This is a genomic window from Corynebacterium fournieri (assembly GCF_030408775.1).
In the GTDB taxonomy this organism is placed as follows: domain Bacteria; phylum Actinomycetota; class Actinomycetes; order Mycobacteriales; family Mycobacteriaceae; genus Corynebacterium; species Corynebacterium fournieri.
This window is the reverse complement of sequence record NZ_CP047210.1, coordinates 2,321,157-2,333,047: the sequence shown is the minus strand read 5'-3', so window position 1 is coordinate 2,333,047 and position 11,891 is coordinate 2,321,157. Positions and strand designations below refer to the sequence as shown.

Sequence of the window (11,891 nt, the reverse complement as noted above, 5' to 3'; positions counted from 1 at the left end):
CCATGGTGACGTTTAGCCTGTACAGCGGGTTGGACCTCGACGGCGCACTGATGAAGCCGACGATGAACTTCCTGCAGAAGCTCTCTGCGGACCCGACGAACCCGTCGCTGAAGATCAAGACGCTATCGAACGCCGTGGACAAGCGCGTGCGCACCGGGCGCATCAACGACCAGTTCCGCGCGGTGCTCTTTGAAATCCGCGACCAGGACACGCACCACTTCGTGCTTGTGGACGTGGACTCGCACGACGAGGGCAACCTCAAGGCGGAACGGTTGGACCCGGCGCGGCTGCGCTTGGACGTGAACCCGATCAACGGTATTACGACGCTGATCAGGGACGAGCCTGCTGCGGGGGATGTTGATTCGCGCGCCAAGGCCGAGGCGGCCGCGCGTGCCGCGCACGAATTGGCGGCCCAGCAGGCGAAGGCGGTTGCGAAAGAGAAGGGGGTGGAAGCGGAGCTCGCCGAGAAGCAATCGCCAGCACCGCGCGAGGTGCTGGGTGAGCTGACGCCCGAGAAGCTGTGGGAGGAGCTGGGCATTGACCCGGCGCTGACCGAGCAGGTGATGGCACTCGAGTCCGAGGACGGGCTGGATGCGCTGTTGACGCCGCGGCCGAAGTGGGAGCACGAGGCGATGCTGTCGCTGGTGGCGGGGTATTCGGTGGCGGAGACGCGCGACTCGCTGGGGCTGCGCAAGGTGTCTGCTGCGGAGGCCGCGGAGCCCGAGGACGCGCGGCTGCTCGCCGGTCTGCGCCAGGCCGCGGCCGAGCTGGAGTTCGCGTACGTGGACGACGTGGAGACCGAGTCGCTGCGCAGCGTGATCGAGTCCGGCAACTTCGACCAATGGCGCGTGTACATCCACCCGGAGCAGCGCCGCATGGCGGAGGCGTCGTACAAACGCTCCGCGCGCGTGTTCGGCGGCGCGGGCACCGGCAAGACGGTGGTGGCGGTGCACCGGGCGAACAACCTGGCTACCGGGCGCGTGGCTGGGGCGAAACCGCGCGTGCTGCTGACCACGTTTACCAAGGGTCTCGCGCAAGGATTGAAGTCCCAGCTCAACGCGCTAAACCCGTCATACCCGGAAGCGGAAGCGCCGGGCAAAGACGGCGTGTGGATAGACAACATCGACGCCGTAGTGCGCAAGGTGGTCGCCTCCGGCACCGCCGAGGAGATTTCGGAGGCAACCCGGCGAGTCCTTGGCGTGGCCGCACCGCGCGTGCGCCCGTACAACGACCTGGATGCGCGCCAGGTGTGGGAAGGTGCGCTGGAGGCTACCGACGAGTCCATGCCCCGCGAGATTGCCAACGAAGCGTTCTTGCAGGCCGAGTACGAAACCGTGGTGCTGGCGGGCGGCATCACCACGCTGGCGGAGTACCTGAAGGTCGCGCGCACCGGCCGCGGCACGCCGCTGAACCGCAGGCAGCGCAAGCAGGTGTGGGCTGTGCTGGAATCGCTGATGCAAACCCAGGCCATCGACGGCCAGCTGTTCTGGCCCACCATGTCCGCCGTGGGTGCGGAGATGCTCAACGTGCGTGTGGAGCGCGGTGGCGGGTCCTTGTTCCACCACGTGGTTGTGGATGAGGCGCAGGACTTCAACGCTGGGCACTGGCGGTTTTTGCGCGCGTGCGTTGCTAAGGGGGCGAACGACATTTTCATCGCCGAGGACTCGCACCAGCGGATCTACGGCAACCCGCTGACTCTGTCGCACTTCGGCATTTCAACCCGTGGCCGTGCGTCGCGGCGTTTGACGCTCAACTACCGCACCACGAAAGAGAACCTGGACTACGCCCTGCGCATCCTGGTCGGCGGGGACATGGAGTTCTTGGACGGCGAGGGCGAGGTCGACTCGGTGGGCGGGTACCGCTCCGCGCGCACCGGTCCGGCGCCGCTGATCGTGACCGCCGAGTCCGAGGACGAGGAATTCTCTGTTGCGGCTGCGTTGATTAATGGCTGGCTGGAGGAGGCCGAGCGTGAGGCCGCGGAGGGGGTGAACAAGGAAGTGCGCGTCGGCGTGATGTGCCGCACCCGCGGGCAGCTCTCCCGCGTGGTTTCTGGTCTTGCCGACCACGGCATCGACGCTGTCCAGACCAAAAACGCCGAACTCGCCTCCCACGAGCAGGTCAGCGTGATGACCATGCACGGCGCCAAAGGTATGGAATTCACCCACGTGATCCTCATGGGCGTGGGCAAAGAGATCATGCCGCTGCGCTTCCGCCTGAAGAACCTCTCCGAGGAGGACGCCCGCGCCGCCCTCCAACGCGAGCGCTCGCTGCTGTACGTGGCGGCCTCGCGCGCCCGCGACGCGCTGGTGGTGACCACAGTCGGCGAGCGGTCGGAGCTGCTGCCGGAGGGTTAGGGGGTTTCGGGCGCTAATACAATTGCCGGTAGGTGTTCAGAGCCTTGACGGATTGCAGAGGAGCGGCAGCGTGTCGGGTGAACTCAACCGGATCGAAGCGAAAGAGATCAGCGTAGGCAAGCTCTTTCATTCCGGCGATCACGAATTCGAGATTCCGGAGTACCAGCGCCCATACGCCTGGGGCGTCGAGGAATCTCTCCAGCTGTTGTCTGATTTGTCTGGTGCACTGGAGCGTGACACGGAGGAGCCGTACTTCCTCGGCTCGATTGTGTTGGTCAAAGCCCCAGGTAATCCACGCTCTGAGGTCATTGACGGGCAGCAACGACTCACAACGTTGACGATTCTTCTGGCGCTATTGCGTGATCTCGTCGACAACCAGAGCTTGCAGCAGTCAATCCATAAGCTCATTGAGACCGAAGCGTTGGAATGGGACAACGTCCCATCTAAACCGCGTCTGCGCATTAGACCCCGAGACACACGGTTCTTTCATGATTATGTGCAAACGGCTGGTGCAACTCAGGAGCTCATCGGTCTGAGCGACAACGCTCCTGAGACCGATTCCCAAAAGAAAATCCGCAACAACGCACGGGCTCTGCATGAGGAACTTACCGGGTGGGATCAAGAGCAGTTGACTCAGCTGTTCAAACTCATTGGAGGTCGCGCGTACCTCGTGACGGTGTCAACACCGGACCTGAATAGCGCGTACCGGATCTTCTCAGTGATGAATGCCAGGGGCCTGCCGCTCTCTCCCCAGGACATCTTCAAATCCCAGGTGGTGGGCGCGATTGCTGAACATGAGAAGCAGCAGCATGCTGAGGTGTGGGAGAACCTCGAAGAGGAACTCGGGCGCAAGGAGTTCGGTGACCTGATCTTGTACATCCGCGCCATAAAGTCCCGTACTCGCGCCGTAAAGGGGCTGCTGCAAGAGTTTCCGGACCAAGTGCTCAATGCATACTTGCCCGACAATGGGAAAGGCTTCATCCGCGAGGTGCTCGAGCCGTACGCGAAAGCGGATATCCGCATGCTCGCACAAGACTTTCACGGTGACGACCCGCGGTGGGAGGAATTGAACAACTGGCTGAAGCGGTTGGACCAGCTTGATAACGACGACTGGCGCCCGCCAGCCTTGTGGGCACTCAAAGAGCACGGCGAAGACGTCGAATTCCTGGTGCAATTCATGGCCAAACTCGAACGATTGGCGGCAAGTATGCTGCTGCGGCGGGTCTATGCCACTCCACGCCAGCAGCGCTACATGGAGCTGCTGAAACAGCTCGTCGAGGGTGACGGCCTCCAAGCGGACGCATTCGAGCTCACCGATGCCGAGCGAAGAGAGACGCTCGACCGCATCGACGGTGAGCTTTACCTGGCAACCCGCGTGCGCAAGTATGTTTTGCTGCGACTCGATTCGGTACTCGCCCAGGACCCAGGCGCGTCATACGACCACCGCATCATCACTGTCGAGCATGTACTCCCCCAGACCCCTCCGCAGGAGAGTCAATGGACGCGAGACTTCTCCGAGGAGGACGCGGAGCAGTGGACGCACCGCTTAGGCAACTTGCTGCTGCTTAACCGCCGTTCCAATTCTCGAGCACAAAACTACGACTTCGCCGTGAAGAAGGACAAATACTTCACCTCTGATCAGGGAGTGGCGGTATTCGCGCTCACCACGCAAGTGCTGAAGGAACCCGTGTGGACACCTGAAGTTATAGCCGACCGTCAGAAATATCTGGTGGGGACTCTGGCGCGGGAGTGGGATTTGTCCTAAGGCTTAGGGCGCTTCGGTCGGTGGGGTGAGCAGGCCGATTGGCGCTGCCTGCTGGTCGGCTTCGTCGCCTTCGCGGTCTTCCCAGGCTGCGAGCGTGGTGGACGGTTCATCCTGCAGGTGCCACATCGTTCTGCCATTTGCGGCTCCGCCCACCAGGAATGCCGCTGCGGCGGACGGGCTGGTGAACTCCAAGTCTGAGGTCAGTGTGTTGTCCTGGATCTGGTCCGCGTAGCGCTCCCGCGTGGCGTGGACCCCTCGTGGGGCGCTGGGTCGCAGCTCCGGGCGCAACGTAGATCCTTCGAGGACAAGGAAGCCGGAAGTGGTGCGCTGGCCCAGGCCCTGAACACCTTGGCTGAGAACAGTGAGCTCGAAGACCGGTTCCTCGTCATCGCTCGGGCGCGCCGGGGCTGCAGCCGTGTTGGTCGAGGTGCGAGCCTTCGACGAAGTTGCTTTCGGTTGGAAAGCGGAAACGCCCAGAGCGCTGATGATGAGGTTGGTGTTCTCGATAAACTCGTCCAACTCCGCTTGGGTCTCTTCGCTGACACTGCCAGCTGACGGGGTGTTGCCGTTGGCGACCTCGTAACGGTCCGCTTTAATAGCGCGCTGGTGGAACGCGTTTTCCAGGAAGGTGATTTCGGTGGCGCCCCAGGAATCGTCAACCACAACTACGTAGATGATGCGGTTGAAAAAGTCTTTGTCCGCGCTGCGTGAATGCTCGGCGGCCCTGGCAAAAGCGACGCCGTTCTGGCGGGGCGCGGTTTGGCCGATGTAAATGCGCGGCTTGTCCGTCTCCGGGTTCGTGCCAACCAGGAATTACACCGCGGGGTGGTTCAGCTCCGGACGCCCTCGGAGTTCTTCAGAATTGAGCTCGGTGCGCGGGATTGAATAGACCCGGCCGACCCAATTTCTAATCGAGGCCTTGATCGGCCCGGCGGCAGTGCCGTCCATCATGAAAAGCTGCAGCGTTTTCGGGGAACCCATACGGTTGAGCGTAATCCGAAACTCAGGCTGACTCAGCTTGAGGTGGTGGAGGTTGTCGATGCGTCATCCCGTGCTGACTCCGCATTGCGCCGTGTGGGGCCTGCCGAGATTCGACAGTTGCGCAGCGCCATCAGTTAAGCCGGGGTCGGCAATGCCGAGGAAAACGGTGGCGCGGGAGATAGAGTGTTCCTATGAAAAAGTTTCGTCTCCTTGCTGCAACAGCAGCACTACTCATCACAACACTGTCCGTGCCTGCTGCTAACGCCGAGATGACCCCAACTGAGCGGGACCAGTTCCGCACCGATCCCGTCGGGGCGATTGCTTGGCAAGCTATTAAGGGCTCTTCGGAATACGTGCGCGCCGATGGCAACACCATGATGGCCGCGTCCTTCTTCTCCATGACTTCGCCCGGGGAGAGTATCGGCCTGCCAGCCTTGGAGAACTGCGCCGAGCGCGTCGGCTCCTCCTCGCCGGCAGGCGGTGTGCGCTACGTGGCGGCAGCCCTGTGCGCAACCTTCGACCCGAATGCCCGCAGTCAGGTGCAGCGCGGTGACTTTGGCTACGCGCCGCTGGGCTAAGCCGGTGCGTAGATAGGCAGATCGCTGCGTGTATGCGGCCGAGACCACCCTGCCAGCTTGCCCTCGGCGGAACGAACGTGCCGATCTGAAATTGAGGGCGCGTGCCTCCAATTCGGAGCGAACACACCGAAATACGCTGTTTTGAGCTAACCTCACGGCCTATAGGAACAGATTCGGTGCGAACGTTCCGTAACAGCATACGGTCAGCGAGGAGACGAGACACGTGGACATAGAGGCACTCGGCAGCTTTGTGCGCGCCCAGCGTAAGGAGCGGAGGCTGACCCAACTGGAGGTCGCCGAGCTTGCCGACGTGTCGGACCGGTTCCTTCGGGAGCTGGAGCACGGTAAGCCGACGGCCGAGATTGGCAAGGTGATCGACGTTCTTGCCGTGCTCGGGCACGACCTTGAACCCGTCGTGCATAGAGCTGACGAGCTGGGGCGATTTTGAGCGTCGCCCCTTGCGGACTCCACATTGCGGACAAGTGGGTACGCAGCAACTGTTTGAGGCCGCCAAGTTTTGAAACTGCCGGACATGGAGCTATTGCCTGAAGCGTTGACGCTTAATGGTCTCTTCGGCATGAGCACCTCCATCAATCTCTTCTCGAACATTCTCGAGGCAGCCAAGGTGGCGGCTGTAAAGAGCGACCTTCGTCAGGCGCTGGGGCGGTCTGGGGAATCGGCGGGGTCAAATGCTGCAGATGAGCTACCAGCGTACGACTGCGGTGGGCCGCCATTGGTCGATCTCGATGACGAGGGCGCAGACTGGCTCTAACAACTCCGCATTGCGGACAATTGGGTGCGCACCAACTGTTTCTGGGGGAAACCTTTGGTGCGTCGATAGGCGGATGTCCACTGAAATGAGCACGTGAGGGGCTGTGCTCGCGCGGGGGCGACGTAGGCTGCCGGGCATGGGGATGAAAACTTGGAAAATTGGGGCCAAGGCGGCGGGAACGCACGTTGGGGGCCGGGTCATTGTTGGAAATCGTTTTGGTGAGGTAGGTGCCTCTGGGCGTGAGCTTGGGCATGCAATTGTTGCCGAACTGAATCGGGCAGCCAGAAAGTCTCGGCCGGTAAGTATGAAGCAGCCGGAAACGGGTGAGGTAGTTGAAAACCTCGCAGGCGTTGTCCTGATGGCTGGTATGCCGCTGCTGCTGATGCGACAGGCGACAACCGTCGAATCAGCGGGCTCAGCGGCCAGGTTGATGGTGGAGCTCAGCGGGGAGGCGCTTGCGCACGAACCGCGGTTTGCTGGCGTATACGGGCTCGCGATTACCGCGCGGGAAAGCGCCGATGCCGGCCGTCTGGACATGATGGGGCCGTTTTGCGACACCATCTCAAGCGTGTTGCCGAAACCTCTCTCCAGCGCGGGCGAGGCGGATCGCGCGATGCGAGTGAAAATCCGGGAGGTTGAGTTCCCGGAACCTAGCGCTGATTTGGCTGGCGACGGCCTGGCGGAGATGGGCCTGGGCTACAAATGCAGCACGGTCGATGGCTGCGAGATCGGTAAAGACTCCGGCTCAGCGTACTTCCCGCTGCCGTTGTTTGCGCCGGGGACGGCGGAACCGCGCGTGGTTATGGAGATGTGGGTCGATGGCCTGCAGGTGATCGTGGACCTCGAGACGAAGCTCGCTGGGTACGGTGCCCTTCGGGACATGGTGTATTCCGTGGAGGAGGTTGTGCAGGCGCACCGGCTGGGGCGGGCGCGCGTGCGGCCTGCGTGAGGGGTGGGTGTCGGGCACCGCTTTAGCCGCGGATAAGCTTGGTGTTCGTGAGCAACCACCGAAGATAACTGTATAAGTTTGGTAGATGCCCTCGTATGCACTGCCCGAAATGCTCTGGACAGGCTGGAAGACGACGGACTCGTCACTTCCGCGCAGTTGGATAAACGCCATCGTGGGTAGCGCTACCCCGACGTTCTCGCGTTGCTCGACGAGTTCGCCGAGGCCTCCGGCCGGGACGGCAGCGTGGCGGGCGGAGGAGTCATATTTCCTCGGCCCGATCGTGTTGGTCAAAGCCCTCAAAGAGAACGTAAGCCCTCAAAAAGGATAATCACACCCAGCAGAAGGAAGACCACACCGCTGACAATATCCACCCAGGCGGAGTTCTTAGCCATCCACTTCGCAACCGCGCGGGTAGCCAAAGCCACACCCACTAAGAGCACGAGGCTTTCTAGAATCAATACGGCACCCACCATGAGATTGGCACCGATGCCCATGCCGGGATCGATGAAATTGGCAAAGATGGCACCGAAGAAAATGACCACCTTGGGATTCGAAAGATTGCAGATAAATCCCATGCGAAAAGCGGTGGCCGCCTTGATGATGCCGTCCGGTGTAAACCCGCGCGGCTGCGGGGCGCGGGTTTCGGTCCCCACTACAGTTGCGGGCGTGCGGCGCTCCTTGATGCCACCGGTAATGGCGGTATAGGCCATCCACAGCAGGTAACAGCCACCAACAACCTGCAGGGCCACGAGGATGCCAGGGTGCGCAGAAATCAATGCGGACAGCCCCGCCAAGGAGGCCACGGTCCAGATGGTAAGGCCGGTGGTACTACCCAGCGCCGCCCATACGGCTGCGCGCGTAGAGCGTGCACCTAAGCGAATGATTTGCATTACGTCTGGACCCGGCGAGGCCATCGCCGCGAACCACACGCCCATAAGGGTCAATAGGGCGCTAAGAGCCACCTAACACCTCCCTGCTATTGGATTTGCGCACGAAACTATAACGGCTCTCTCACCTGCAGCGAAACAGATACGTTCTGTGATTTAGGCAGCTCTTGTAACAACTCTTTTATAGAAATCCGCCACCTGTCCGAGGGCTTCCGTTTTCTCCCCAGGATCTGCCTTAAGCGCTTGCGGGCTCCGCATTGCGGACAACTGGGGAGTCACCAACGATTTGTGAGGTCAACCTTTGGTCTGTCGATTAGCCAGTGTCTATTCGGCAGAAACCGTTGCGTCCACAACTTCGGCGGCCTCTTCCGCGACCTGGGGCAGGTCCGCAGAGTCAGCGTCATGTTCGCCCCTTGCACTCTCCAAGCCTGGGGGTCGCTGATGGCGTAACCGCTGAGAAATGCCGCGGCTGCGGAGGGGCTCGAAAACGGGATTTCTTTTGTCAGCCGGTTGCCCTCGATCGCATTCGCGTGGAAGTCGCGGGCGCGGATCGCACTCGCGGGAGCGCTGCGGGAGACGCTTTCGCTGAGCGCCGCCCCTTTGAGCACGACGAGCTTATCCGCTGTACGACGAGCTACGCCATGGAAGGTGTTTGGCCCGCCGATCTCGAAGACCGGGTCGTATTCTGCAACTACAGACAATGCGTTCGGTTGCTTAGTCGACGTGGTGTGGCCGCCGAGTGGGGCCTCGAAGGCGTCGATACCTAGCGACTTCAAAATGAGCCGCGTGTTCGTGGTGAGGTCCTCGAGTGCCGGGACGTGCTCCTCCGCAACGTTGCCAGCGGGAGGCTCGCTCCTGTTGCCCACCTTGTATGTATCCACTTCCTTGGCCAGGTTGTAGAAGGCATTCTCAAGGTAGTTCAGTTCGGTCGGACCCCAGGAGTTGTCGCTGGTGGCGAGGTAGATCGCGCGGTTGAACCAGGCGCGGTTTTCGAGGCCGATGAGCCCTTGCCTAGCCAGCCCAGGATGGACGCTTTAACGGGGCCGTCGGCGGTGCCGTCGATGAGAAAAAGTTGGATCGTCTCCTGCTTGACAGCACCATGATGCGTCACTCCTTGCGGACTCCGTATTGCGGACAAGTGGGTGTGCGCCAACTGTTTGGGTTTGGCAACCTTTGGCCCGTCGTCAAGCATCCCGCTCCGCCGTAGACTGGCGCGCATGCGCTACGTGGATTACAACGAGGCCATGGCTACGCTGTCGCCCGCGGCGGCGGTGGAGGCCATCCGCACACCGTTGCTCGCCGGCTTTGATCCTGCGAGCGACCCGCACCGCGAGAAGGTCGCCCTCCCCCACGGTGAGATGCACTTGCTGCCCTCGGCGCTAGGTGGCGCGGTGGGCGTGAAAGTGCTGGGCATTCAGCCCGCGGGCTCGGACGTGGATGTGCCGCTGGTGCAGGGGTCCTACCTGCTCATGGGTGGGCGGACGCTTTCGCCGCAGATGCTTATCGACGCCGCAGCGTTGACCACCCTTCGCACCCCAGCCGTTGCTGTGGCCGGCGTGGTCGAGTTGCTCCGGGCGATGTCGGAGCCGCTGGAGGTGGCGATTTTCGGCACCGGCGCGCAGGGACGCGGGCACGCGGCGACTATCGCGGATGTGCTCGACGGAGTGCGGGAGGTCTCGTTTACCTTCATCTCCCGGCACCGGCCCGAAACTTTCCCTTATGAGTGGGCTGAGTCCGGCAGCGCCGCGGCGGATGCGGCGGTGTCGAAGGCGGGGCTGGTGGTCACGGCGACCTCCTCGCCCGAGCCGATCCTTTCCGTGGACCACCTGCGCGACGACGCGATCATCCTCGCTGTGGGTGCGCACACCACGGACACTCGCGAGCTTGACCACGCCATCCTGTCAGGCGCCCACGTCGTCGTCGAAGACGTCGACGCCGCCCAGCGTGAGGCAGGCGACGTCTCCATCGCGGTGGAGAAGGGCGTGCTGGCGTGGGACGACGTGGTGTCCATGTCTGACGTCGTGCGCGGCGAGGTCGCACTCGACCCGGGCCGGCGAGTGGTGTTCAAGACGGTCGGCATGCCGTGGGAGGACCTCGCCGTCGCGCAGGCGTTGGCGAAGGCCCTTGATCGCTGAGGGCGCCGGAGGGACGTCGCAAAGCAAAGGCCCCACCCGCCCCACCTGTAACGTGGGTCACCATGACTGACCCTCAGCTACCTGAGCAACACAGCGAAGAACACCTCGAGCTCTCCCGCGCGGAGTTCGACCGCGACAACCTCTCGGACGCGGACATCGAGCAGATCAAGGAGCAGCGCGCCGGCGATGAGCCAGACGGCTCGTTCATGCGCTGGGTGATCACACTGTTCGGCACCGGCGTCGGCGCCGGCATCCTGTTTCTGCCCATCAACGCAGGCAGCTTCGGGTTTTGGCCGCTGGTGTTTGCCACGCTGCTGATCGGCCCGATGGTGTTTTTCTCCCACCGCACCTACGCGCGCATCGTGTCCGCCTCCCCGGTGAAGGGGCTGGACGTGCTTCAGGTGATCACGGCGCTAACCGGCCGCAAGCGCGGGTTCGCTTCCGCGCTGATGTACTGGCTGGGCATCTACCCGGTGGTGCTGATCTACGCCATTTCCATCACCAACACGCTGGACAGCTTCATCGTTAACCAGCTGGGCGGCGCCCAGGTGAGCCGCTGGGTGCTGGCGGTTTCGGCGGTGGGCATCATGACAGGCGCGTACGCCGTGGGCAAGAAGCTCACCCTGTGGCTGGCCAATGTGCTGGTGTACCCGCTGATCATCGCGCTGGCGGCGGTGTCGATCTACCTGATCCCGAAGTGGGACTTCGCCAGCTTCCGCAGCTACGAGTCCTCCTACCCCGTCTGGCAGGGGCTGCTTCTGATCCTGCCGGTGCTGGTGTTTTCCTTCAGCCACATGGCGGCGCTGAGCCAGTTCGCGCTGGACACGCAGAAGAAGCAGGACGGCGACGTCGCGGCGACGGAGCGCGAAGTGTCCAAGGTGGAGCTGGTCACGGCGATCATGCTGGTTGCCTTCACCATGTTTTTCGTCTGGTCCTGCGCGCTGTCCCTGGGTGCGGAGGGCATGGACGCCGCACGCGAGCAGAACGTGCCGGTGCTGTCGTATCTGGCCAACCAGACGCACACGCCGTTTATGGCGTGGATCAGCCCGATCATCGCGATCGCGGCGATTATCACCTCCTTCTTCGGCCACCTGCTCGGCACGGAGGAGGGAACGGCGTACCTGCTGCGCAGTGTGGCGCCAAACTTCGCGGCCCGCTTTTCCGCGAACGCGCTGCGGTGGGGCGTCAACATCTTCGTCTTCGTCACAGCGGTGATCGCCGCGGTGGCCAACCCGTCGGTGCTGGACATGATCTCTGTGGTCGGCGGCATCTTCGTGGCCTTTTTGGTCTACATTATGCCGGCGCTGCTGTTCCACAAGGCCACGGCGTTTAAGCACTACGCGCGCCGCCCGGACACCATCTTTGTGCTGGTGGCGGGGCTTGTCATCATGGCCGTGACGGTGTGGGACATGGTTGCTGGCTAACCTCAGGTTGCCATGAGGTGAATTTTAGGTAAGCCGATCCGTGATT

Annotated in this window: 12 protein-coding genes; 8 read left to right on the top strand and 4 right to left on the bottom strand. The window is 62.4% G+C overall.

Annotated elements, in window-relative coordinates; all coding sequences use genetic code 11:
* Positions 1-2 precede the first annotated feature (2 nt).
* Positions 3-2,354 (top strand): 3'-5' exonuclease, encoded by a 2,352-nt coding sequence (locus CFOUR_RS11105; RefSeq protein WP_290179497.1) that lies wholly within the window; start codon positions 3-5, stop codon positions 2,352-2,354.
* A gap of 70 nt (positions 2,355-2,424) precedes the next feature.
* Entirely contained in the window at positions 2,425-4,119 is a 1,695-nt protein-coding gene (locus CFOUR_RS11100; protein ID WP_290179496.1) for a DUF262 domain-containing protein, read from the top strand.
* Between the two features lie 3 nt (positions 4,120-4,122).
* Here CFOUR_RS11100 and CFOUR_RS11095 read toward each other — a convergent pair whose 3' ends face one another.
* Together CFOUR_RS11095 and CFOUR_RS11090 are read right to left on the bottom strand one after the other, a co-directional pair.
* The gene (locus CFOUR_RS11095; RefSeq protein WP_179154791.1) at positions 4,123-4,782 is read right to left on the bottom strand and encodes a DUF4357 domain-containing protein; all 660 of its coding nucleotides are present in this window, start codon (positions 4,780-4,782) and stop codon (positions 4,123-4,125) included.
* A 150-nt stretch (positions 4,783-4,932) separates the two neighbouring features.
* Complete coding sequence (locus tag CFOUR_RS11090) at positions 4,933-5,100, bottom strand: hypothetical protein (protein WP_179154792.1); 168 nt, start codon at positions 5,098-5,100, stop codon at positions 4,933-4,935.
* A gap of 191 nt (positions 5,101-5,291) precedes the next feature.
* On the opposite strand from CFOUR_RS11090, the gene CFOUR_RS11085 reads away from it, so the two are divergent.
* From CFOUR_RS11085 to CFOUR_RS11070, 4 genes are all read left to right on the top strand, one after another.
* Positions 5,292-5,678, top strand: coding sequence for a hypothetical protein (locus CFOUR_RS11085; protein ID WP_085957096.1), 387 nt, complete (start codon positions 5,292-5,294; stop codon positions 5,676-5,678).
* A 223-nt stretch (positions 5,679-5,901) separates the two neighbouring features.
* Positions 5,902-6,126 (top strand): type II toxin-antitoxin system Y4mF family antitoxin, encoded by a 225-nt coding sequence (locus CFOUR_RS11080; RefSeq protein ID WP_085957097.1) that lies wholly within the window; start codon positions 5,902-5,904, stop codon positions 6,124-6,126.
* Positions 6,127-6,210: 84 nt separating this feature from the next.
* Positions 6,211-6,450, top strand: coding sequence for a hypothetical protein (locus CFOUR_RS11075; RefSeq protein WP_085957098.1), 240 nt, complete (start codon positions 6,211-6,213; stop codon positions 6,448-6,450).
* A 304-nt stretch (positions 6,451-6,754) separates the two neighbouring features.
* Positions 6,755-7,399, top strand: coding sequence for a hypothetical protein (locus CFOUR_RS11070; RefSeq protein WP_085957099.1), 645 nt, complete (start codon positions 6,755-6,757; stop codon positions 7,397-7,399).
* A 296-nt stretch (positions 7,400-7,695) separates the two neighbouring features.
* Here CFOUR_RS11070 and CFOUR_RS11065 read toward each other — a convergent pair whose 3' ends face one another.
* Positions 7,696-8,289, bottom strand: coding sequence for a LysE family translocator (locus CFOUR_RS11065; RefSeq protein ID WP_435383893.1), 594 nt, complete (start codon positions 8,287-8,289; stop codon positions 7,696-7,698).
* 272 nt (positions 8,290-8,561) lie between these two features.
* Complete coding sequence (locus CFOUR_RS11060; RefSeq protein WP_085957101.1) at positions 8,562-9,167, bottom strand: DUF4357 domain-containing protein; 606 nt, start codon at positions 9,165-9,167, stop codon at positions 8,562-8,564.
* Between the two features lie 336 nt (positions 9,168-9,503).
* Between CFOUR_RS11060 and CFOUR_RS11055 the strand changes: the two genes are divergently transcribed.
* Both CFOUR_RS11055 and CFOUR_RS11050 read left to right on the top strand, forming a co-directional pair.
* Positions 9,504-10,421 carry an ornithine cyclodeaminase family protein gene (locus CFOUR_RS11055; RefSeq protein WP_085957102.1) on the top strand — a complete coding sequence of 306 codons (918 nt, stop codon included), beginning with the start codon at positions 9,504-9,506 and terminating at the stop codon, positions 10,419-10,421.
* 62 nt (positions 10,422-10,483) lie between these two features.
* Complete coding sequence (locus tag CFOUR_RS11050; RefSeq protein WP_101706360.1) at positions 10,484-11,845, top strand: SLC5/6 family protein; 1,362 nt, start codon at positions 10,484-10,486, stop codon at positions 11,843-11,845.
* Positions 11,846-11,891: the final 46 nt, after the last annotated feature.

Bases quoted from the DNA above. Each gene is read 5' to 3' on its own strand.
- CFOUR_RS11105 (WP_290179497.1), top strand. From the start codon at position 3: ATGGTGACGTTTAGCCTGTACAGCGGGTTGGACCTCGACGGCGCACTG.
- CFOUR_RS11090 (WP_179154792.1), bottom strand. From the start codon at position 5,100: ATGGGTTCCCCGAAAACGCTGCAGCTTTTCATGATGGACGGCACTGCC.
- CFOUR_RS11085 (WP_085957096.1), top strand. From the start codon at position 5,292: ATGAAAAAGTTTCGTCTCCTTGCTGCAACAGCAGCACTACTCATCACA.
- CFOUR_RS11075 (WP_085957098.1), top strand. From the start codon at position 6,211: ATGGAGCTATTGCCTGAAGCGTTGACGCTTAATGGTCTCTTCGGCATG.
- CFOUR_RS11070 (WP_085957099.1), top strand. From the start codon at position 6,755: ATGAAGCAGCCGGAAACGGGTGAGGTAGTTGAAAACCTCGCAGGCGTT.
- CFOUR_RS11065 (WP_435383893.1), bottom strand. From the start codon at position 8,289: ATGCAAATCATTCGCTTAGGTGCACGCTCTACGCGCGCAGCCGTATGG.
- CFOUR_RS11055 (WP_085957102.1), top strand. From the start codon at position 9,504: ATGCGCTACGTGGATTACAACGAGGCCATGGCTACGCTGTCGCCCGCG.
- CFOUR_RS11050 (WP_101706360.1), top strand. From the start codon at position 10,484: ATGACTGACCCTCAGCTACCTGAGCAACACAGCGAAGAACACCTCGAG.